Below are 21,711 nucleotides of genomic sequence, written 5' to 3'. Positions count from 1 at the left end.
CCCCCGCCGGCTCGGGCTGCCCGCCGAGGCCGGCGCCGGTCCCCCGTCCGCCGGTCCCCCGGTGCCGGCCGCCGAGGGCTCGCTGCTGGAGGTCGGCGGGCTGACGCGCAGGTTCGGCGGCGTCACGGCCGTCGAGGACCTGCGGCTCCGCGCGGACGCGGGCCAGGTGGTGAGCGTGATCGGCCCGAACGGCGCGGGCAAGACCACCGCGTTCAACTGCGTCACCGGGATGATCGCCCCGTCCGCCGGGACGATCGTCCTCGCCGGGCGGAACGTGCGCGGGCTCGCCCCGCACCGCGTCGCCGCCGCCGGGCTGGCGCGCACGTTCCAGAGCATCCGGCTGTTCGAGGAGATGACCGTCGCCGAGAACGTCCTGATGGGGCGGTTCGCCCGCGACCGGGGCCTGCTGCGCCCGCTCGCCCGCGCCGACCTGGACGCCGTCCGCCGCTGCCTGGACTTCACCGGGCTCGCGGGCGCCGCCGACCGCCTCGCGGGCGGGCTGGCCTACGGCGACCGCCGCCGCCTGGAGATCGCGCGGGCCCTCGCGGGCGATCCCCGCGTGCTGCTGCTGGACGAGCCCGCCGCGGGCGCCAACCCGACCGAGAAGCGGGCGCTCATGGAGCTGATCGCCGCCATCAGCGCGCTCGGCACCGCCGTCGTGCTGATCGAGCACGACGTGGCGCTGGTCATGTCGATCTCCGACCGGGTGACCGTCCTGGAGCACGGGCGGACGATCGCCGAGGGGCTCCCGGCCGAGATCCAGGAGGACCAGCGGGTCATCGCCGCCTACCTCGGCGTCCCCGACGATCCGGAGCCCGACCTTGACGCGGTGGTGCTGCGGTGACGCGGGCGCCGCTCCTGCGGGTCACCGGCCTGCACAGCAGGTACGGGCAGGTCGAGGCGCTGTCGGGCGTCTCGTTCGAGGTCGCCGAGGGCGAGATCGTCGCGCTCCTCGGCAGCAACGGCGCGGGCAAGACCACGGCGCTGCGCACCGTCACCGGCCTGCACCGCGCCCGCTCGGGCCAGGTCGTCCTGGACGGCCGCGACATCACCCGCCTCGGCGCGCACAAGATCGTCGCGGCGGGGTTCGGCCACGTCCCCGAGGGGCGGCGGGTCTTCGCCGCGCTCACCGTCGCCGAGAACCTGCTGCTCGGCGGCTACCTCAAGCGCCGCGACCGGGCCGCCGTCGCCGCCCGCCGCGAGGAGGTGTACGCGATGTTCCCGCGCCTGGAGGAGCGGCGCGGCCAGGCAGCCGGGCTGCTGTCGGGCGGCGAGCAGCAGATGCTCGCCATCGGCCGCGCGCTGATGCTGCGGCCCCGGCTGCTGGCGCTGGACGAGCCCACGATGGGCCTCGCCCCCCGCACGGCCCAGCAGGTGCTGCGCGTCGTCCGGGAGATCAGGGACCAGGGCACCACCGTCCTGATCGTCGAGCAGAACGCCCACCAGACCCTGCGCCTGGCCGACCGGGCGTACGTGCTGGAGACCGGCCGCATCGTCCTGGACGGCCCGGCCGCCGAACTCGCCCGGGACGACCGGGTGAAGGCCGCCTACCTCGGCGGCGACCCGGTCGTCGACCCCGCGCCGTGAGGGAGGGGCCGCCGGTCAGATCAGGCCGTTCCGGACGAGCCACGCCTTGGCCAAGGCCTCCATCTTGTCGCCGTGCTCCACGACCCGCCCGTTCATGTCGAGCAGGTCCTGCGTGGTCAGCTCGGCCGAGACGGCCTCCAGCGCGGCCTTCGCGGTCCCGTCCACCCTGGCGCGGTTGACCAGCGGAGTGACGTTCTGGGCGCTGAACAGGTGCTTCGGGTCGCTCAGCACGACGAAGCCGTGGGCGCGGATCCTCGGGTCGGTGGTGAACATCATCGCCGCCTGGAGCGCCCCCTTCTCCAGCAGGGCGGCGACCGTGTCGAAGTCCGTCTGCGGGAAGGGCTGGAACTCCTTGAACCCCGCCCCGTAGACGGCCCGGAGGCCGATCATCCCCTGGTGCCGGGCCTGCACCTCGATGGTGCCGCCGAGGGTGAACTCGTCCGAGACGCCCTTCAGGTCGGCGAGGGAGGCGAGCCCGTAGCGCGCCGCCGTCCGCTGCGTCACCGCGAGCGCGTCCTTGTCCTCCGCCTTGGCCGAGGCGAGGATCTGGAGCGTGCTCGGGAGCTTCGCGCGGACCTTGGCGTTCACCGACTCCGTCGTCGCGGGCGACTTCGCGTCGAGGTCCAGTGCGCCGAGGTAGGAGGCGAGGGCCCCGTTGTACTCGGGCATGACGTCGACCTCGCCCTTCTCGGTGAGGGGGTAGTAGACCTCCCGGGCGCCGATGCCGCGCCTGCGGACGACCGTGTGGCCCTTGGCCTCCAGGATCTGCGCGTAGATCTCGCTGAGCAGGGCGCTCTCGGCGAAGTTCGCCGAGCCGACGGTCAGCCGCCGCGCGGGGGCCGGCGCCGCCGTGCCCGCCGGACGCCCCGGTTCCGGGCCGGGCCGCCGCACCCACAGCACGATCGCGGCCGACAGCGCGCCGGACAGGGCGAGGGACGTGGCCACCATCAGGACCCGGTGGCGCCGCCACGCCGAGATCATCGTGCGTCCGGAGGCGGGCCCGGGATGCCGCTCACCGGCGCCCGGCCCCTGCCGGCCGATGGTCGGCGAGCGCGGCTCCCGGACCCGCGGCGGGGAACCGGACCGCCGCTGGGAGTCCCGCCGGGTGGAGCCGCACTCCTCACCGTCCTCGTGGTCCTCCGCCGTGAAGAACGCTCCGGCCCGCTGGTCCGGCCCGCCGCCGTAGCCGAGCAGGCGCAGCAGCACCTCGCTCGCCGTCGGGCGCTCCGCCGGGTCCTCCGCCAGGCACGGGGCGACGATCTCGGCCAGCCAGGACGGGAGGTCCTGCGGGTACCGCTCCAGCCGCAGCACCCGGTCGAGTGCGCTGCGCGGCCCGTCCGCGCCGAACAGCCGGGGCCCGAGCGCCGCGAAGCTCATCGTGATGGCCCAGGCGAACACGTCCGCCGCCGTGCCGACCTCGCCGCCCGCCGCCTGCTCGGGCGCCATGAACGCGGGCGTCCCCGACACGCCGGGCTCACCCCGTCCGGACGGCCCGAGCGCCTTGGCGACCCCGAAGTCCACGACGCGCGGCCCGTTCGCCGCGAGCAGCACGTTGCCGGGCGTGAAGTCGCGGTGGACGACGTTCGCCGCGTGCGTGGCCGCCAGCGCGACCATCGTCCCGACCGCCAGGCGCTCCAGCTCGACCCCGCTCAGGGGCCCGCCGTCCTCCACGACGCTGCGCAGCGTGGGCCCGTCGATGTACTCGCTGACGATGTAGGGGCGGCCCGCGTCCGTCCCGGCGTCCAGGACCCGCGCCGTGCAGAACCGCGCGACCCGCCGGACGAGCGTGATCTCCGACAGGTCCGCGACCGCGTCCTCGCCGGGCCGGGCGTGGGGGACCTTGACCACCACCCGCTCGCCGTCCGGGCCGTCCGGTCGCGCCAGGTAGACCACGCCCTGGCCGCCCTCCCCGACGCGCCCCAGGAGCTCGTATCCGCCGATCGCGGCCGGGTCGTCCGGCCTCAGGGGCTCGACCGCCATCGCGGACCGCCTTTCGCTCCGACGCCTTCCGGTTCGACACCGTGCGCGACAGGGCGGTTCCGGGGCGTCCGGATCCGGTCCCGCCGGGTCAGCCTCGTCCAGTGTGCCCCGCGAGCAGGTCGAGGACAGCGTCTTCGATCGCGGAGCGCGCCAGCAGGACGTGGTATGCGGCGTCGCCGAGCGGTATGAAGCTGTCCTCGCTCGTGACGCGGGCCGCGCGACCCCGGAATCCCCCGTCGGCCAAGGCGGTCAGCACGGCCTCGGAGACGCCGCCGGTGCGGCGCGTCTCGTCGGCGACCAGGACGGCGCCGGTCGCGCGGGCCTCGCGCAGCAGGTCGGCGACGGGCAGGGGCGCGAGCCAGCGCAGGTCGAGCACGCGGCACCCGATCCCCCGGCCCTCCAGCGCGCGGGCCGCGCGCAGGCTCATCCGCAGGCCGTTCGCGAACGTCACGATCGTGACGTCGGTACCGGTGCCGTACGTGCGCGCGCGCCCGAGCGGCACCGGCTCACCGCCCGGCGCCGCGAGCCAACCGCCGTCGCCGTCCTCGTGCAGATCCCGAGTGTGGTAGAGCGCGATGGGCTCCAGGACGACGCACACCCGTCCCTCGTTCTCGGCGGCGTCCACACACGCGCGCAGCATCCCGGCCGCGTCGTCGGGACGGGCCGGTGAGGCGATGACCAGGCCCGGGATGTCCCGGAGAGCCGCCACCGCGTTGTCGTTGTGGAAGTGGCCGCCGAACCCCTTCTGGTAGGCGTAACCGGGAATGCGCACCACCATGGGGTTGCGGTACTGCCCCGCCGAGAAGAACGGCAGCGTCGCCGCCTCCCCGCGGATCTGGTCGGCGGCGTTGTGCAGGTAAGCGAGGTACTGGATCTCCGGGACGGGCAGCATCCCGGCAAGGCCCAGCCCTAGCGCGAGCCCCAGGACCGACTGCTCGTCCAGGATGGTGTCGAACACCCGCGCCGCCCCCGCGCGCCTCATCAGCCCGCGCGTGACGCCGTACACGCCGCCCTTGCGCGCGACGTCCTCCCCGAACACCACCAGACCGGGCCGCTCGTCCAGCAGCTCGCCCAAGACCCGGTTGATCGCCTGCGCGACGGTCACCGGCTCGGAACCCCCCGCCGCCGACGGCACGAACGACGCGACGGCGGGCGCGATCGGCGCCATGATCTCCGCCGCCGAGCCGAGGCGGGGCGCGTCCATGACCTTCGCCGCCGCGGCGATGACGTCGGCGCGCTTGGCCTCGTAGAGCCGGACGATCTCCTCGGCCGTGGCCGCGCCCCGGTCGACCAGGAGCCGCGCGGTGCCGAGGAGGGGGTCGGCGTCGAGGTCGGAGGCGATCTCAGCGGGGGCCCGGTAGGCCGACTCGACATCGGAACCGGCGTGTCCCATCAGGCGGACCGTGCGCAGGTGCAGGAACGCGGGGCGGCGATGCTCGCGCACCCAGTCCGCCGCCCGGACGGACGTGGCGTAGGCGTCGGCGAGGTCGCAGCCGTCCGCGGAGAAGTAGGCCAGGCCGGGACGGGACCCGTACGCCGCGCGGATCCAGCCGTCGGGCGTCCGGACGCTGATGCCGATGCCGTTGTCCTCGCACACCAGCAGCAGCGGCATCGGAAGACCCTGGTACCCGCAGTTCACCGCCGCGTTGATCGCGCCGGTCGCGGTGGAATGGTTGGCCGAGGCGTCCCCGAAGCTGCACACGGCCACGGCGTCGCGCGGCCAGGGCGCCTCCACTCCGAGACGCGCGGCGCGTTCGATCGCGAAGGCGACCCCAAGCGCGCGCGGAAGGTGCGAGGCGATCGTGGAGGTCTGCGGGATCACATTGAGCGGACGGCTCCCGAAGACCTTGTGGCGCCCGCCCGCGATCGGCTCCTCCGCCGCGGCGACCAGACCGAGGAGCACGTCCCGGAGGGGGTCCTGGCCGGGCACCTGCCTGGCGCGTTCCAGGAAGAACGCGCCGGACCTGTAGTGCAGCAGCGCCGGGTCGTCCGGGCGAAGCGCGGCGGCGACGGCGGCGTTGCCCTCATGGCCGGACGAGCCGATCGTGTAGAAGCCCTGGTCCCGCGACCGCAGCCAGCGGGCGGCCAGATCCAGGTGCCTGCTGCCGAGCTGGGCGTCGAACAGCTCCAGAGCGCGCAAGTCGCTCAGCGGGCCGACCGGGGGCGGCGGCCCCGACGGCGAGAGGGACGCGGCCGTCTCCAAGAAGCGAACGTCGACGGGCTCGGCCATGCAGCCTCCTGAGGTAGATGGACACCCCACAAGCAGAACAGGTCATTCCCCCAGACGTCGACAACCCCAACACCGCAATCGCCTGCAGTATCCATTCGTCGGAAGAGGGCGTGTCGGCGCCTGGCGCTGAGGGCACTGCAGTAAGCGGGTGGTAGTTACCTGAGGGGGCAACAACCTCGACGTTGCGATCGCGTGCGAAGCCAGGTTCGAGCGAAGCAAGAACCTGATCGCGAAGCGAGCCCCTGGGGCGAGTCGGAGCGATGCAGCGATCGCCGCAGTGCCCGTTGAAGGAAGGCGCGCTAGCGCCTGACGCCGAGGGCAATGCAATAAGTACAGCAATAAAAACCTCTTCTTCTCGCGGTAAGGAAGCCGTGCTCTGTCCGATCTTGGCTGGGACGGGTGCGCCGTTCACGCTGAGAAGGTGCTCTCCTCAGTCATCGGCGGCGCCCGGATCCCGGTGGGGCCGCGCACGTACCGTTCCACCGATCCGTCCCGCACCGCCGAAGTGGTGGCCGAGGTGTCCCTGGCCGGGGCCGCGGACCTCGCCGGGGCGTGCCGGGTCGCGCGCGAGGCCCAGGACGCCTGGCGCGACGTGCCGCCGCCCGTCCGGGGGCAGGTCGTCGCCGCGATCGGCCGCCTGGTCGAGGCGAACAAGGCGGCGCTGGCCCGCGTCGTCACCCGGGAGGTCGGCAAGCCGTACGCCGAGGCGCTCGGCGAGGTCCAGGAGGTCGCCGACACGTGCGCGTTCTTCCTCGGAGAGGGGCGGCGCCTCTACGGGCAGACCGTCCCGTCCGAGATGCCCGACAAGCAGCTGTTCACGTTCCGCGACCCGGTCGGGGTCGTCGCGGTGGTCACGGCGGGGAACTTCCCGGTCGCGGTGCCGTCCTGGTACATCGTCCCGGCCCTGCTCTGCGGGAACGCCGTGGTGTGGAAGCCCGCCGAGTACGCGGCGGCGTGCGCCGACGCGTTCTACGAGCTGTTCGCGCACGCGGGCGTCCCGGACGGCGTCCTCAACGTGGTGTACGCCGACGGCACGGAGACGTTCCGGGGCCTGGAGCAGGCGCTGGACGCCGGGCTCGTCGACAAGGTGGGCTTCACCGGCTCCACCGAGGTCGGGTCGCGGATCGGCGAGCTGTGCGGCCGCCATCTGCAGACACCGTGCCTGGAGCTCGGCGGCAAGAACCCGATGGTGGTCACCGAGGACGCCGACCTGCCCCTGGCCGTCGAGGGCGCGCTGTTCTCCGGCTTCGGGACGGCCGGGCAGCGCTGCACGTCCCTCGGGACGGCGATCGTCCACGAGTCGCTGCACGCGGAGTTCGTCCGGCTGCTGGACGAGGCGGCGCGGGCCGCGCCGGTCGGCGACCCGTCCGGCGACGTGCTGTTCGGGCCGCTGATCAACGAGCGGTTCGCGGACGGCTTCGAGAAGGTCCTCGGCTGGATCGGGCCCGGCCACACGACGCACGGCTCGTCCGGGACGGGACGGATCACCGCCGCCAACCCGCGCGCGGGGTTCGCGGGCGACCCGGAGGCCGGGCTGTTCTACCACCCGGTGATCGTGGACGGCGTCGGCCCGGGCGACGAGCTTTTCCGCGCCGAGACGTTCGGCCCGGTCATCGGCGTGACCGCGTACCGGGCGCTGGACGAGGCGATCGCGCTCGCCAACGCGCCGGGCTACGGCCTGTCGGCGTCGATCTACACGACCGACCCGGCGAAGGTGTTCCGGTTCCGGCGGCGGATCTCGGCGGGGATGGTGAGCGTGAACAACTCCACGTCCGGCGCCGAGGCGCACCTGCCGTTCGGCGGGAACGGCCGCTCCGGCAACGGCGGCCGCCAGTCGGGGATGTGGGTGCTGGACCAGTTCACGCGCTGGCAGTCGATGAACTGGGACCATTCGGGACGGCTGCAGAAGGCCCAGATGGACGTCCTGGAGATCGAGCCCGACCTCGGCTTCCGGCTCTAGGAGGGGCGCCGTGGAGTCCGCTGAGGTCGTCGTCATCGGCGGCGGGGTGATGGGGACGAGCATCGCGTTCCACCTGGCCGAGGCCGGGGTGCGGCGCGTGGTGCTGGTGGAGCGGGACGAGCTGGGCTCCGGCTCGACGTGCAAGGCCGCGGGCGGCGTGCGGGCGCAGTTCTCCGACGAGGTGAACATCCGGCTCGGCGCGCGGAGCCTGGAGGCGTTCGCCCGGTTCGGGACGCGTCCGGGCCAGGAGATCGACCTGCACCAGGTCGGATACCTGTTCCTGCTCTCGCGCCCCGAGGACGTCGCGGCGTTCGAGGCGGGCGTGGCCCTGCAGAACGAGCTGGGCGTGCCCAGCCGGATGATCTCGGTGGCGGAGGCGCGCCGGCTGTCTCCGCTGGTCGAGCCGGACGGGCTGCTGGCCGCCGCGTTCTCCCCCGACGACGGGCACTGCACACCGGAGTCGGTCGTCCTCGGCTACGCGACCGGCGCCCGACGGCACGGCGCCGCGCTGCTCACCCGCACCGAGGTCCTCGGCATCGAGGCGAGCGGCGGGGAGATCGCGGCGGTCCGGACGTCCCGGGGCCGGATCGCGACCCGGGCGGTCGTGTGCGCGGCCGGGGCCTGGTCGGCGGCGGTCGGCGCGATGGCCGGGGTCGACCTGCCCGTGGAGCCGCTGCGGCGGCAGATCGTGTTCACCGAGCCGATGCCGGGCCTGCCGCGCCCGGTGCCGATGACGATCGACTTCACGACGTCGTTCTACTTCCACGGCGAGGGCGAGGGCCTGATGCTCGGGATGTCCGACCCGGACGAGGAACCCGGGTTCGCATTGGAGCGCTCGGACGCGTGGCTGCCCCGGCTCACCGAAGCGATCGGGGCCCGCGCCCCCCGGCTGCTGGACGTCGGCCTGACCGGCGGGTGGGCCGGGCTGTACGAGGTCACGCCCGACCACAACGCGCTCATCGGCGAGGCCCCGGACATCAGCCGGTTCCTGTACGCGACGGGCTTCTCCGGCCACGGCTTCCTCCAGGGGCCCGCCGTGGGCGAGGTCGTCCGCGACCTGTACCTGGGCCGGGAGCCGTTCGCCGACGTCTCCCCGCTCGACGCCGCCCGCCTGGCCGGCGACCGCCTCCGCCCGGAGAACAACCGTGTCTGACGTGCTGGCGCTGATGGACGAGTGGGGCCCCGAAAGAGTCGTGTGCGTCTCCGACTCCCGGACGGGCATGCGGGGCGTCCTGGTCATCGACAACACCGCCCGCGGGATGGGCAAGGGCGGCATGCGGATGAGCGCGTCGGTGACCGTCGCCGAGGTCGCCCGCCTGGCCCGCGTGATGACCTACAAGTGGGCGGGCGTGGACCTGTTCTTCGGCGGCGCCAAGGCCGGGATCGCGGCGGACCCCGCGTCACCCGACCGGGAGGCGATCCTGCGGTCGTTCGTGCGGGCGCTGTCCCAGGAGATCCCCCGACGGTACGTGGCGGGCCTCGACATGGGGCTGACCGAGCGGGACGCGGCGATCGTCCAGGACGAGCTGGGCGACCGAGGCGCCGCCGTCGGCACCCCCCACGCGCTCGGCGGGATGCCGTACGACGAGCTGGGCGTCACCGGCTACGGGGTCGCGGAGGCCGCCGACGCCGCCGCGCGGCACGCCGGGATCGCCCTCGCCGGGGCGCGCGTCGCCGTGCAGGGGTTCGGGGCGGTCGGGCACGCCGCCGCGCGGCGCCTCGCCGAGCTGGGCGCGACCGTCGTCGCGGTCTCCACGGTGCACGGCGCCCTGCACGACCCGGACGGCCTGGACGTGGACCGGCTGCTCGCGCTGCGTGCCGAGGCGGGCGACGCCGCGGTGAAGGAGTACGGCGGGCCGCTGCTGGACGTCGGCGCCGAGCTGCTCGTCCCCGCCGACGTCCTCGTCCCGGCCGCGCTGCAGGACGTCATCGGCGAGGACGTCGCGTCCCGGCTGCGGGCGCGGATCGTCGTCGAGGGCGCGAACCTGCCGACCGGCCCGGCGGCGCAGCGGGTGCTCGCCGCGCGCGGCGTCACGGTGGTGCCCGACTTCGTCGCGAACGCCGGCGGCGTCGTCGCGGCGGGCTTCGCGATGGACGCCCGCTACTCGGCGTTCCGTCCGGAGCCGGAAGCCGTCTTCTCCGCGGTCTCGGCCAAGCTGCGCGAGAACACCGCGACCGTCCTCACCGCCGCCCGCGCCCAGGGGACGACCACGCACCAGGCCGCGCTCGCGCTGGCGCAGCGACGCGTCCGCGCAGCGATGGACCTCAAGGGCCGCCTGCCGCACTGACCGCTCACCCGAGCATCTGAGGCCGTCAGGTACTGGACGACGGCTGAGCGGTCTCCCGCACGAAACGGCCCTCGCCGCCCTCGGTGGGTTCGATCCGCCACCCGTCCGGGATCAGGTGCGCCGATCCGACATCCGCCACCCTCGCCGCCTCGAACTCGACCCCATGCGGGAAGGACGCTCTGCCGAACCGGGCGTCCCCGGCAAAGAAGACCCCGCCGAACCAGGCGGGCCAGGAGAAGGACGCGCCATCGAATCTGACGTCCCTGGAGAAGGTCACCCCGTCGAATCTGGCGTCCCTGGAGAAGGTCACCTCACCGAATCTGGCATCTCCGGAGAAGGTCGCCCTGCCGAATCTGGCGTCCCCGGAGAAGGTCGCCCTGCCGAACCCGGTGTCCCCGGCGAAGGCCGCCCTGCCGAACCAGGCGTCCCCGGCGAAGAACGTCCCGCCGAACCTGGCGTCTCCGGAGAAGGCCGCCCCGCCGAACCTGGCGTCTCCGGAGAAGGTCGCGCCGCCGAACCTGGCGCTCCGGGCGAAGGAGGCCACCTCGAACCAGGCGTCCCCGGCGAAGGTCGCCTTGCCGAACCAGGCGTCCCGGGCGAAGGATGCCTCGCCGAACCAGGCGTCCCGAGCGAAAGACGCCTTGCCGAACCAGGCGTCTCCGGCGAAGAGCGCCCCGTCGAATCTGGCGCCCCGAGCGAAGGACGCCTCACCGAACCAGGCATCCCCGGCGAAACACGCCTCGTCGAACCTGGCGTCCCTGGAGAAGGACGCCTCGCCGAATCTGGCGCCCCGAGCGAAGGACGCCTCACCGAACCAGGCATCCCCGGCGAAACACGCTTCGCCGAACCCGGCGTCCCCGGTGAAGGCGGCGTGGGTGAAGTCGGCGGTGTGCAGGTGGCAGCCGGTCAGGGTGAAGTCGGTGAGGGTGGCGCCGGTCAGGTCCAGGGAGATGCCCGCCCAGTGCACATCGGTGTCGGGGCGCAGGTGGGTGTGCAGGAGGCGCTGGGCGGTGAGGCGGACCTGGTGTTCCTCGTGCGGGTCGGGTACGGGCGGCCCTGCGGGTTCGGCGGGAGCGGGCTGGCCGGCGCGGGCCGCGCGGAAGCGGGCGGCGTTGCGGCGAGCGCGCTCGCGGTGCTCCTCCTCCGGGCCGGGCGCGACCGGTGGGGTGTAGGGCATCCGCAGATACGCGCAGATGATGTTGACGATGGTCTGCCGGTGCGCCGGGTTGTCGTTGGCCAAGCGCTCCAGGGTGTACAGCGCGGTCAGGCGGACCGGGGCCTTGTCGGAGCCCAGCTGCTCGGCGGCGGCGTTGTACAGCTCGGTGATCCGGCGTTCGGCCGCGTCGCGGTCAGCGGCCTCGGCGCGCTGCTCCTGGTGGGCGTGCAACCGCTCCTGGTGAGCGTGAGCGAGCGCGTCCACCTGTTCTTGGTGGTTGTGGGCGCGTTCCTGCAACCACTGGCGGCGGGCGTTGATGACCAGCGCGAACGCGCCACCGGCGCCCAGGCCGACGGTCAGGCCGGTACGGATCGCCTCGATCCGCAGCTTGGCGTCGCCGCCGGCCTCGCCGAGCAGGAACCAGATCGCCACCCCGGTCAACGCGGCGATGACGGTTGCGCCCACGGTGTAGGCCCACCACGGCAGCACCCTTACCGACGGCCGCCGCTCACCGCCGGCCGGCGGCCGTCCGACACGCGCCCGCTCCACCTCGGTACGCCTGCCCGAACCACCACCGGCGCCGCCTACCGCTCCCTCACCCACGAGCCGAACGTACGGACCCATGCCTGCGGCTCGCCTCCCGCAGCGGCGATCTGCCCACATCCGGACGCCGCTCCGCCCGGCGTCCCATCACGCGCCAACGAAACGGGCGCGGGTTCTGAGACGACACGACCTGCGCGAACGTCGGCCGAGCGGGCGCCGGGCGGCGATTCTCATATCCGGTCGTCTACTGGACGGTCTTGAATTCGTCGCGCTCGTCTCATCGCCGAGTCCGACCGGCACCCGTGGCTGCTCGACGAGTGGAGGCAGCCCGGTGTCGCCCTGGAGCGGGTGCTCGGCCAGGCCATCGCGCGCCAGGTGGAGCGGGGCGTGCTGGAGGTCTGCGATCCCGCGCTCGCGGCGCACCAGCTGATCCTGGTCGTGATCATCGAGGCGCTGACCCGTACCCGGTACGGGAGGCGGCGGCTGGGCGACGCGGAGGCCGGTGAGATCGTCGACATCGGCGTCGAGATGTGGCTGCGCTGCTACCGGGCGCGCCCGCCGGACGTCGGTTGAGCCCGGCGGCAGGATGACCAGGAGCTTGCGTAAGTCTCAACCTGAGAAACCCTCGGCGCTGCCGGTCGTCCCGGGTGGGTGGTGGGTGGGGCGTCGGCCTGTCGGGTCGGTGTTGGCTCGGGCGAGGAGGGCGAGGACGCACGGCAGCGCGACGGCCCAGCCTTGGTGGGCCGGGGTCCAGTGCGGGTCGCCGACGCCGGGCCATGGCTGGAGGGCTGTGGGCAGGGCCAGAGTGCAGGCGATGAGGGTGATCTGGGTGAGCAGGCCCGCGAGGGCCGCCGCTGTGCCCGGGAGCCTCCGCACGGCCAGCGCGGAACCGGTGAGGGCCACCGCCACGCAGGTGGCGGCTTCGACCGCCAGGCCGGGAAGCGGCAGCGGCGCCGTCGACCGGGTGGAGGCGACCGTGAAGACCGGCGACCAGGCGGCGGCAGCGGCGGCGAGGGCGAGCAGGCATCTGAGCCACTGCCTGATCCAGCGGGGGACGGGCACGGCGGCGGTGCTCGCGGCAATCGGGTCGACGAGGGCGAAGGCGGCGGCCGACCCCAGCAGGACGGCCGTCATGCGCAGGACCAGCAGCAGCACGCCCGGGTCGGGCGAGGCGATCGCCGCGACCGTGGTCATCGTCAGGGCGACGGCGCACAGCGGAGTCCAGTCGATCGCGCGGGCCAGCGGCGGGATCAGGCGCACGGCGTCCCCCGCGGCCGGTCGGCGGGGACGTCGGAGGTGAAGCCGAGCAGGCGCAGGGCGGACGGAAGCGGGGCGGTGAGCAGGGCGTTCCAGTGTTCCCGGACGCGTCGGCCCGCGGCGGGGTCGGCGAGCAGCCGCCGGGCGTAGTGGATTTCGGCGGGGCCGTAGGCGGCGCCCAGCGGCGTCGGGAGGCCGGTGGTGGTGACGGGCCCCGAGGTGGTGTTGCCCGCGAGCCGTATGGCGATCGGCGCGGGCGGGGGCACCCGGCCGAGATGGCCGAGCAACCACAGTCCGACGACGGCCCAGCCCTGGCCCCGGGCGTCCGTGCAGGCGGACCCGGTGCGGCCGAGGACTCTCCGTACGACCTCTGCCGCGAGCATCAGGCGGTGGTCCCCGCCGCGGTCCCAGGCCAGGCCGGTGACGGCCGTGGCGGGATCGGTCAGGTCGCCGGGGCGCATCCACGTGTCGCTGATCTGGGTGACGGCGGGCAGGCGCGTGCGAGCGGCCGGTGGGAGCGCGGCGGCGATCGGGGTCACGGCGTCGGCCCAGAGCGGAATCCAGGATGTGTAGCCCGGGTAGGCGCAGTAGGTCACCGCTTCGCGGGTCTGGCAGCGCCGCGCGCCGGGACCGAAGTAGCGGTCGCGCATGCGGGCCGTCGTGGCGGCGGAGGCCGTGACCGGGTCCGCGCTCAGGGAGGTGCGGTAGACGTCGGTCGCCTGGCCGGTGGTGACGGCTCCCGCGGTGATCGTGACGGTCAGGGCGGCGAGAGCCGCGGTGAGGCGGAGTGGTCGCCTGCGGTGCCGCAGGAGGGCGATCTGTGCGGCGAGGACGGTCCCGGCCAGCAGGTAGACCAGGTGGCCTCCCGAGGGGCGGCCGGCCCAGTCGGCCCGCTGGTAGAGGTTCAGCGGCAGGTACCAGCCGCCGAAGCCGCCGTGGGTCCGGTTGAGCTGGACGACCAGGGCGAGGACGAAGACGATGACCGGTCCGGCGATGAGCGAGGGCAGCCAGCGGGCCAGCGCCGCGCCGAGCGCGGCGGCCAGGGGCGGTGGCGGCGACGACGGCCAGCACCTCGAAGGGGTCCGGGCGCCCGGCGACGGGTCCCTGGGTGTAGCGGACCGCCAGGTAGGCGCCCGTGAACACGACCGCGGGCAGGCAGCCCGCGGCCGTCCCGCCAGCGTGACCGCGCGGGTCCTGTCCTCGGCCCGCCGCGGCAGAGCGTCCAATGTCTCGGGCATCCCGTGCCTGGCGTCGCGCGAGGCGGCCAGGTTGACGGCGAGCAGTACTCCTCCGGCGGCCCAGGAGGCCGTGGGCGCCGAGTTCGATCGGCTCCACGGACATGTCGGGCGCCCAGCTCCAGACGGCCAGCAGGCGCAGGGCGAGCGCCAGGGCGGCTATGCCCCACAGGAAGGGGTTCCTGAGCAGGCGTCCGAACTCGACGAGGAAGAGGGCCGTCGGGACCGCGTCCCTGGGGCCGGTGCGGTGAGCGGTCATGCGGCGGGCTTGCCGAGTCGCAGCAGGTAGCCGTCCTCGACCGACGGCTCGACGGCGACCGCGCCGGGCACGGGCTCCCCGCCCAGCACGCGGAACCTGCCCTCGGCCGTGCGCCAGAACAGGCCGCCGCCCGGCCGGTCGCCCACCAGCCAGACCTGGCCGGACGCCGACGCGGCCAGGCCGGCGGGCGTGCCGTCGAACACGCGCCGGCCGTCGCTCATCACCACGACCCGTTCGCACAGTGCGGCGACGTCCTCGGTCTGGTGGGTGGACAGGAGCACGGTCCGGTCCTCGCCCAGGCCCGAGATCAGGGAGCGGAACCGCATCCGCTGCTCGGGGTCGAGGCCGACGGTCGGCTCGTCGAGGATCAGGATCCGCGGCGACCCGAGCAGCGCCTGCGCCAGCGCGAGCCGCTGCCGCATCCCGCCCGAGAGCCTGCGCACCTTGGTCCCGGCGCGGTCGGCGAGCCCGACCTCCGCCAGGACGCGGCGGACCTCGCGGTGCCTGGCGCGCCTGTCCTTCAGCTCCTTGAGGATCGCGACATAGTCCACCAGGTCGAACGCGGTGAAGTGGGGGATGAAGCCGGGATCCTGCGGCAGGTAGCCGAGGCTCGCGCGGAGCCTGGTGCGCTGGTCGCGGACGGCCGGGTCCAGCCCCAGGGCGCGGATGGCTCCCGCGTCGGGGGCGAGGGTGGTCGCCAGGCAGCGCAGAAGGGTCGTCTTGCCCGCGCCGTTCGGGCCGAGCAGGCCGGTGACGCCGGTGCCGAGCGACAGGTCGAGACGGTCGAGCACGGTCCGCGAGCCGTAGCGTTTGCTCAGCCCGCGCACCACAACAGTGGACACCAAGGGGCGCTCCTTGCCGGTATGGGACGGGGAGGTCAGGGGACGGGGTCCAGGCGCCGGCGCCTGGCGTACAAGAGCAGCAGGAGCACCGGCAGGGCCGCGCCGTACGCGGCCTGCGCCGCGCCGTGGAAGAGCAGGAACCGGTCGAGCTGCTGGGTGGACAGGACGGCCGCGACCCAGAGGGCCGACAGGCCGCCCGCCGCCGCGGCGAGCGGAAGCCTGGTGCTCAGGACCATGCAGGCCAGGGTCAGCGCCAGCGAGGGCAGGAGCCAGGCGGCGCTCGGCCCCGCCGGTTCCGGCAGCAGCGGGGCGGCGGCCCCGGTCAGCGCGACCGCGATCGTGAGGACCGCGCCGGCCCGCAACAGCAGCAGCCGCGCCCCGGCCAGCGGCGTCGCCGCGTGCGTCTCGTAGGCGGGATCGGCCGCCGGGCCGTACGCCAGCGCGATGCCCGCCAGCGGCATGACCGGCGCGACCGCCAGGAAGACCAGCAGCACCCTGGGGTCGCCGCCGGTCAGGTGCGCGGCCCCGACCCCGAAGCACAGGACCCCGAGCAGGGACAGCAGCCAGGCGCGGCTCAGTCCCGGAGTGGCCAGCAGCAGCCGGGCGAGATGCGGCGGCGTCCCGGCCCCGGCCAGCAGCCTTTCCCCGAGCGGCGGACGGTCCACGGCGGCCTCGATCCGGTCCCAGGACCGGGCGAGCCACTCCTCGTCGGCCGGCACGAGCGCCCGGCAGCGGCCGCAACCGGTCAGGTGCGCCTCGACGGACATCACCTGCGCCGGCGGCAGCCCGCCTTCGAGGAACCGGTCGAGAAGGTCGGCCGGGACATGCCAGGTGGTCATGTCAGCAACTCCCTCAGCTGGGCGCGGGCCCGCATCGCGCGGGTCTTGACGGTTCCCACGGGGATCCCGAGGAGGCGGGCGGCCTCCCTGGTGGTGAGCCCGTCGAGCACGGTGGCCTGGACGACCGCCCGCAGCTCGGGCGACAGCCTGGCGATGGCCGAGCCCACGTCGCCGTGCTCGACGCCCAGCAGGACCAGGTCCTCAGCCGACTCGATGACCGCGTCGTTCTCCTCCAGTTCGACGCTGGGCACCCGCCTGACCCGCAGCCGGGAGATCAGCCGCCGGATCCCGATCGTCCAGATCCAGGCGGCCACTTCGCCGCGCCCGGCGTCGAACCGCTTCGCGCCCCGCCAGACCGCCAGGAAGGTGTCCTGGACGGCGTCGTCGACGAGGTCGGAATCGGCGCAGCGCCTGGCCAGGCGGGCCCGCAGCCATGGCGCGTGCCGGGCGTGCAGGATCCTCAACGCCTCGACCTGCCCGGCCGCGACCGCGGCGACGAGTTCCCCGTCCCCGTCCTCGGGACCGGCGGGGCGCTGCGGCCGATGAGCGCGATACAGGTGCACAACCTGGTCTAACGCCGCCGTCCCCGGAAACGGGTTCATGATCGTTTGCGCCGCGCGGCCCCGGTTCTTTCTGATGGAGACGGGGGCGTTCGGCGGACGATTCTGCGACACTCCCCTGAGCGTCTCTGATCATGTGGCGTCCCGGCGTCTCCGCCCGAGGCGCCCGGCGACTTCTCGGCATTGGAAGGACGCGCGATGAGTGTCAGCGTGACGGCTCCCCACGCTTCTCCCCCGCTCACTTGGCCGCAACGTGTCGTGGCCGGTCTTGCCGGCTTACTGTGCACCGGTCTGGCCGGGCTGGGCGGCTGGGGATCCTTTGATTCGGTGCGCGATCTGGCCGAGCCGTGGTTCGGGGCCCAGGCGTGGATCGTGCCGGTCGGTGTCGATCTCGGCATCCTGGCGCTGCTGACCGCGGCGCTGCTGATGGAGTGGCTGTCGATGCCGATGCCGATGCTGCGGTGGAGCGCGCTGGGCTTCACCGGCGCCACGGTGTGGCTGAACGTTTCGGCGGCGCACGGCGATGCGACGGGGATCGTGATGCACGCGGCCATGCCCGCGTTGTTCATCACCTTCGTCGAGGGCCTGCGGCATGCGGTGCGGCGCCGGGTGGGGCTCGCGTCGGGACGGGTGCGCGAGGGGATCCCGGCGGCCCGGTGGGCGGTGGCGCCGGTGTCGTCGTTCCGGCTGTGGCGGCGGATGATCCGCTGGCAGGTCACCAGCTACGCCGAGGCGCTGCGGACCGAGCAGCAGCGGCTGCACGCGGTGACGCTGCTGGCGGCGCGGTACGGCGCGGGCTGGCGGAACGCGGCGCCGGCGGACCTGGTGTGGATGCTGAGTGACGGGGTGTATCTGGAGGAGGCGTTCGCGCGGGTGGCCGCGCTGGTCGCCCGTTCCGAAACCGAAGGCGGCCCCGAGTCGTCCGACGGCGACGTGCCAGGGGCGGCCGCTCCCCCGCCTGCCCGCGGCACCGGCGGCAAGGCGGCAGGGCGCGTCGCCGCCACGCCCGCCGACCGTGCGACGGCGCGTCGCGGGAGCACCCCCGGACGGCGGGCCGCCGCCACCTCGGCCGCCGGTCCCCGGCACGGTGAGGTCTCCGCCGTCGGCAGGGGCGCCGCGGGCGGTGACACCGAGGCCCGGGCCCGGCAGATCCGTGCCCGTCATCCCGGTATCAGCGGTGCCGAGCTGGGCCGCCGGCTGAATCTGAGCGCCCGGCAGGGGCAGCGGCTGTTGCAGCGGCTGGCGGAGGAGGAGCGGACGTCGCGCCAGGCGCAGGTCGCGGCGACCGCGACGTCGGCGGCCTGAGAGGCGGTGCGGGGCTCAGGGACCGGTGGCGCCGCCGATCTCGGCCTCGACGCCGCGCGCGATCTCCGTCAGGCCGCGCATGGCGTCCTTGACCAGCGGGTTGGTGTTGGTGGTGCGGCGCAGGACGGTCACGTGCCGGCGCGGGGTGCGGCGGCTGAGCCGCAGCGTCCGCAGGCCCGGGCCGGGCACGCAGCCGAGCGCCGGGACGAGCGCGATGCCGAGCCCGCAGGCGACCAGCCCGCACACCACCGCGTAGTCGTTGCTGCGGAACGCGATGTTCGGCGTGAACCCGGCCGTGCCGCACAGCCGCAGCAGCGCCTGCGCGCCCGAGCTGTCCGGCCGGCTCGCGATCCACGTCTCCGACCGCAGCTCCCGCAGCCGGACGGTGCGGCCGCCCGCCAGCGGATGGTCGACGGGCACGCACAGCACCAGGTTCTCGTCCATCACCGGCGTCTCGACGATCTGGGCCGGCCAGCTGCGCGGGAACATGTCGTAGCGGTAGACGAGCTGGAGGTCGAGGTCGCCGTCGAGCAGCTCGGGCAGCAGTTCGTCCGGCTCGCCCTCCGACAGCTTGATCTCGATGCCCGGCCGCACCCGGGCCAGCTCGGCCAGCACCCGCGGCAGGATGCGGGCGCTGGCGGTCGGGAAGCTGCCGAGCTGGAGCGCGCCGCGCTCGCCGCTGGCGACGGTGCGCAGCTCGCGCTCCAGCGTGTCCAGCGCCGACAGCACGTCGTTGCCCCTGCTGACCAGCAGGAACGCGGCGCTGGTGGGGCGCACGCTGCGCGCCCGGCGCTCGAAGAGCACCAGGCCGCAGGCGCGCTCCAGCGCCGCGATCTGCTGCGAGACCGCGGACGCGGTGTAGCCGAGGTTGCGGGCCGCGTCGGCGAACGACCCGGTCCGCACGACCTCGCGCACCGTCTGGATGTGCAGGGGGCTGATCATCCCGCGCCCTAGTCGTGCGCCGGCCGCTTCGCCACGAGCGTCAGCACGTCGTATTTCGCGACGGACGCGCCGTCTTGGTTGGTGACGTCGGTGTCCCAGCGGACCTCGCCGTAGTCGGCTCCCTCGCGCGGCGAGATCTGCTTGGCGGTCAGCGTCACCGTGAGCTCGTCGCCGGGGTTGACCGGGGTGAGGAACCGCAGGTTCTCCAGGCCGTAGTTGGCGAGGACGGGACCGGGGTCGGGGTCGACGAACAGGCCCGCCGCGAACGACACGACCAGGTAGCCGTGCGCGACCCGGCCGCCGAAGAACGGGTTGGCCTTGGCGGCCTCCTCGTCCATGTGGGCGTAGAAGGTGTCGCCGGTGAACTCGGCGAAGTGATCCACGTCGGCGAGGGTGACCTCGCGCGGGCCGCCGACGGCGGTGTCGCCGACGCGCAGGTCCTCCAGGTACTTGCGGAACGGGTGCTCGTCGGTGACGGTGCGGTCGGTGCCGGGCACCCAGCGCCCGGTCAGCCCGGTGAGCATGGCGGGCCCGGCCTGGACGGCGGTGCGCCGCATGTGGTGGACGACCCCGCGGACGCCGCCCATCTCCTCGCCGCCCCCGGCCCGCCCGGGACCGCCGTGGACGAGGGCGGGCAGCGGGGACCCGTGGCCCGTGGACTCCTCGGCGTCCTCGGCGTTCAGCACGAGCAGCCGCCCGTGCCACGGCGCGGCGCCGAACACGATCCGGCGCGCGAAGTCCCGGTCGGCGGTGACCACCGACCCGACGAGGCTACCGCGGCCGCGCGCGGCCAGCTCGACCGCCTGCCCCGCGTCCTCGTACGGCATCAGCGTGCTGACCGGCCCGAACGCCTCCACCTCATGGGGCTCGGCGCGGCCGGGGTCGTCGGCGCGCAGCAGGATCGGCGACATGAACGCGCCGCGCTCGGCGTCGGCGCCGACCACCTCGACGCGCATCGGGTCGCCGAACACGGCGCGGCCGGCGTCCATCAGGGCCTTGAGCGAGCGGCGGACCTCCTCGCGCTGGTCGAGCCCGGCGAGGGCGCCCATCCGCACCTGCGGGTCGGACGGGTCGCCGACGGTCACCTTGGACAGCCGCTCGCGCGTGGCCTCGGCAACGTCGTCGACCAGCGAGGCGGGCACCAGAGCGCGGCGGATCGCGGTGCACTTCTGCCCGGCCTTGACGGTCATCTCCGCGACCAGCTGCTTGACGTACAGGTCGAACTCCCGCGTGCCGGGCGCGGCGTCCGGGCCGAGGATCGAGCAGTTCAGCGAGTCGGCCTCGGCGTTGAACCGGACGGCGTTGCCGACGATCGCGGGATGGGTGCGCAGCAGCCGGGCGGTCGACGCCGACCCGGTGAAGGCCACGATGTCCTGCTCGGTGAGGTGGTCGAGCAGGTCGCGGGGCTCGCCGCACACCATCTGCACCGCGCCCTCCGGCAGGATGCCCGACTCGACGATCAGCTCCACCAGCCGGGCCGTCAGGTAGGCGGTCTGGCTCGCCGGTTTGATCAGGCTCGGGACGCCGGCGAGGAACGCGGGCGCGAGCTTCTCCAGCGGCCCCCACACCGGGAAGTTGAACGCGTTGATCTGCACGGCGACGCCCCGGGACGGCGTGCACAGGTGCTGCCCGACGAACGTGCCGCCCTTGCCCAGCGGCTCGACCTGGCCCTCGACCAAGAACCTCTCGTTCGGCAGTTCGCGTTTGCCCTTGCTCGCATAGCCGAACAGCACGCCGATGCCGCCGTCCACGTCGAACCTGGAGTCGTTCAGCGTGGCTCCCGTCCGCGCCGACAGCCCGTACAGCTCCTCGCGATGCTCCCTCAGATGCGACGCCAGCGCCTTCAACAGGGCGGCCCGCTGGTGGAACGTCAGCTCCCTCAGCACCGGGCCGCCGACCCTCCGCCCATGATCGAGGGCGGCGCCCATGTCGATCCCCGCCGAGGAGACCCGGGCCACCTCCTCCCCGGTGACGGCGTCGCGCAACGGCGCCCCCTCGTCCTCTGGAGAACGCCACGAACCCGACACATAACTGCGCAGCACGGCCACCGGGACCTCCTTGTCCACATCTCAGAATCTTCTTGCCACGTATGGCGTACGTTCACGCCTCGCAGACATGACAGCCGCGACGAGGGCTCTTTGTCTACATCGCGAGCCGCGCCCCCGCCGGGGCCCGCGCACTCACTACGCTTCCGGCATGGTCACGCTCACCCGGATCTCCGCCGAGCTCAACGGGCTGCGGGCGGCCGTCAAGGCGGGGATGATCGGCCCGGTGCCGCCGCGGGCGCTGCCGGCGACGGTCCGGGCGCTGCGCGCCTACGGGCCGCTCGGCGCCGCCACGGCGCTGCCCGCCCACCGCTTCCCCGGCCGCACCGGCCTGGTGGACGAGCGGGGGCCGCTGACGTTCGGCGAGCTCGACCGGCGCTGCAACGCCCTCGCCAACGCCTGGCGCGCCCGGGGCGTCGGCGCCGGCGGCACGGTCGGGATCCTGTGCCGCAACCATCGCGGGCTGCTGGAGGCGATGTCGGCGGCGGCCCGGACCGGCGCGTCGGTGCTGTTCCTCAACACCGGTTTCGCCGCGCCGCAGCTCCGCGACGCCGTGGCACGCGAGGGCGTGACGGCCCTGGTGCACGACGAGGAGTTCGCCGCCCTCGCGGACGGCCTCGACGTCCCCCGCTTCACCGACTCCGGCCTGGACGACCTCATCGCGGAGGGCGACCCCGCTCCCC

Annotated in this window: 18 protein-coding genes; 8 read left to right on the top strand and 10 right to left on the bottom strand. The window is 74.2% G+C overall.

Annotation, left to right across the window (positions count from 1 at the left end):
• Both E1298_RS26500 and E1298_RS26495 read left to right on the top strand, forming a co-directional pair.
• Nucleotides 1-844 (top strand): ABC transporter ATP-binding protein (locus tag E1298_RS26500; protein ID WP_341770649.1); only part of this gene is annotated, 844 nt, incomplete at its 5' end.
• The gene (locus E1298_RS26495; RefSeq protein ID WP_131897874.1) at nucleotides 841-1,587 is read left to right on the top strand and encodes an ABC transporter ATP-binding protein; all 747 of its coding nucleotides are present in this window, start codon (nucleotides 841-843) and stop codon (nucleotides 1,585-1,587) included. The genes E1298_RS26500 and E1298_RS26495, both read left to right, overlap by 4 nt.
• A 15-nt stretch (nucleotides 1,588-1,602) precedes the next feature.
• On the opposite strand, the gene E1298_RS26490 is transcribed toward E1298_RS26495, so the two are convergent.
• Both E1298_RS26490 and E1298_RS26485 read right to left on the bottom strand, forming a co-directional pair.
• Nucleotides 1,603-3,567, bottom strand: a complete 1,965-nt coding sequence (locus E1298_RS26490; protein WP_131897872.1) for a glycine betaine ABC transporter substrate-binding protein — start codon at nucleotides 3,565-3,567, stop codon at nucleotides 1,603-1,605.
• A gap of 88 nt (nucleotides 3,568-3,655) precedes the next feature.
• Complete coding sequence (locus tag E1298_RS26485; protein WP_131897870.1) at nucleotides 3,656-5,797, bottom strand: thiamine pyrophosphate-dependent enzyme; 2,142 nt, start codon at nucleotides 5,795-5,797, stop codon at nucleotides 3,656-3,658.
• 421 nt (nucleotides 5,798-6,218) lie between these two features.
• Between E1298_RS26485 and E1298_RS26480 the strand changes: the two genes are divergently transcribed.
• Genes E1298_RS26480 through E1298_RS26470 form a run of 3 tightly spaced genes read left to right on the top strand, consistent with a single transcriptional unit; the run spans nucleotide 6,219 to nucleotide 10,045 of the window.
• Nucleotides 6,219-7,757 (top strand): aldehyde dehydrogenase family protein, encoded by a 1,539-nt coding sequence (locus E1298_RS26480; protein WP_131897868.1) that lies wholly within the window; start codon nucleotides 6,219-6,221, stop codon nucleotides 7,755-7,757.
• A 10-nt stretch (nucleotides 7,758-7,767) separates the two neighbouring features.
• Complete coding sequence (locus E1298_RS26475; protein WP_243725825.1) at nucleotides 7,768-8,910, top strand: NAD(P)/FAD-dependent oxidoreductase; 1,143 nt, start codon at nucleotides 7,768-7,770, stop codon at nucleotides 8,908-8,910.
• Nucleotides 8,903-10,045 carry a Glu/Leu/Phe/Val family dehydrogenase gene (locus E1298_RS26470; RefSeq protein WP_131897866.1) on the top strand — a complete coding sequence of 381 codons (1,143 nt, stop codon included), beginning with the start codon at nucleotides 8,903-8,905 and terminating at the stop codon, nucleotides 10,043-10,045. The genes E1298_RS26475 and E1298_RS26470 overlap by 8 nt, the downstream gene beginning before the upstream one ends.
• A 25-nt stretch (nucleotides 10,046-10,070) precedes the next feature.
• Here the strand turns inward: E1298_RS26470 and E1298_RS26465 are convergent, their stop codons facing one another.
• Nucleotides 10,071-11,804 (bottom strand): pentapeptide repeat-containing protein, encoded by a 1,734-nt coding sequence (locus tag E1298_RS26465; protein WP_131897864.1) that lies wholly within the window; start codon nucleotides 11,802-11,804, stop codon nucleotides 10,071-10,073.
• Between the two features lie 201 nt (nucleotides 11,805-12,005).
• On the opposite strand from E1298_RS26465, the gene E1298_RS26460 reads away from it, so the two are divergent.
• On the top strand, nucleotides 12,006-12,317 hold the full coding sequence (locus tag E1298_RS26460) for a TetR/AcrR family transcriptional regulator C-terminal domain-containing protein (RefSeq protein WP_131897862.1): 312 nt from the start codon (nucleotides 12,006-12,008) through the stop codon (nucleotides 12,315-12,317).
• Between the two features lie 36 nt (nucleotides 12,318-12,353).
• Here the strand turns inward: E1298_RS26460 and E1298_RS26455 are convergent, their stop codons facing one another.
• The 5 genes from E1298_RS26455 to E1298_RS26435 form a co-directional block, all read right to left on the bottom strand.
• Nucleotides 12,354-13,004 carry a hypothetical protein gene (locus tag E1298_RS26455; RefSeq protein ID WP_131897860.1) on the bottom strand — a complete coding sequence of 217 codons (651 nt, stop codon included), beginning with the start codon at nucleotides 13,002-13,004 and terminating at the stop codon, nucleotides 12,354-12,356.
• Nucleotides 12,995-14,239, bottom strand: coding sequence for a hypothetical protein (locus tag E1298_RS26450; RefSeq protein ID WP_131897858.1), 1,245 nt, complete (start codon nucleotides 14,237-14,239; stop codon nucleotides 12,995-12,997). The genes E1298_RS26455 and E1298_RS26450 overlap by 10 nt, the downstream gene beginning before the upstream one ends.
• 252 nt (nucleotides 14,240-14,491) lie before the next feature.
• Nucleotides 14,492-15,340: an ATP-binding cassette domain-containing protein gene (locus tag E1298_RS26445; RefSeq protein ID WP_131897856.1), complete on the bottom strand. Its 849-nt coding sequence runs from the start codon at nucleotides 15,338-15,340 to the stop codon at nucleotides 14,492-14,494.
• A 32-nt stretch (nucleotides 15,341-15,372) separates the two neighbouring features.
• Nucleotides 15,373-16,176, bottom strand: a complete 804-nt coding sequence (locus E1298_RS26440; protein WP_131897854.1) for a zf-HC2 domain-containing protein — start codon at nucleotides 16,174-16,176, stop codon at nucleotides 15,373-15,375.
• Complete coding sequence (locus E1298_RS26435; RefSeq protein ID WP_424923141.1) at nucleotides 16,173-16,739, bottom strand: RNA polymerase sigma factor; 567 nt, start codon at nucleotides 16,737-16,739, stop codon at nucleotides 16,173-16,175. Before E1298_RS26435 ends, E1298_RS26440 begins: the two co-directional genes overlap by 4 nt.
• 195 nt (nucleotides 16,740-16,934) lie before the next feature.
• Between E1298_RS26435 and E1298_RS26430 the strand changes: the two genes are divergently transcribed.
• Nucleotides 16,935-18,041 carry a DUF2637 domain-containing protein gene (locus E1298_RS26430; protein WP_131897850.1) on the top strand — a complete coding sequence of 369 codons (1,107 nt, stop codon included), beginning with the start codon at nucleotides 16,935-16,937 and terminating at the stop codon, nucleotides 18,039-18,041.
• 15 nt (nucleotides 18,042-18,056) lie between these two features.
• Here E1298_RS26430 and E1298_RS26425 read toward each other — a convergent pair whose 3' ends face one another.
• The gene (locus tag E1298_RS26425) at nucleotides 18,057-18,983 is read right to left on the bottom strand and encodes a LysR family transcriptional regulator (protein ID WP_131897848.1); all 927 of its coding nucleotides are present in this window, start codon (nucleotides 18,981-18,983) and stop codon (nucleotides 18,057-18,059) included.
• 8 nt (nucleotides 18,984-18,991) lie between these two features.
• Entirely contained in the window at nucleotides 18,992-21,049 is a 2,058-nt protein-coding gene (gene paaZ / locus E1298_RS26420) for a phenylacetic acid degradation bifunctional protein PaaZ (protein ID WP_243725823.1), read from the bottom strand.
• Nucleotides 21,050-21,179: 130 nt separating this feature from the next.
• On the opposite strand from paaZ, the gene E1298_RS26415 reads away from it, so the two are divergent.
• On the top strand, nucleotides 21,180-21,711 hold a 532-nt coding region (locus tag E1298_RS26415; RefSeq protein WP_165975669.1), incomplete at its 3' end, for an AMP-binding protein.

Source organism: Actinomadura rubrisoli (assembly GCF_004349215.1).
Lineage (GTDB): Bacteria > Actinomycetota > Actinomycetes > Streptosporangiales > Streptosporangiaceae > Spirillospora > Spirillospora rubrisoli.
This window is presented reverse-complemented; position numbering and strand designations above follow the sequence as displayed.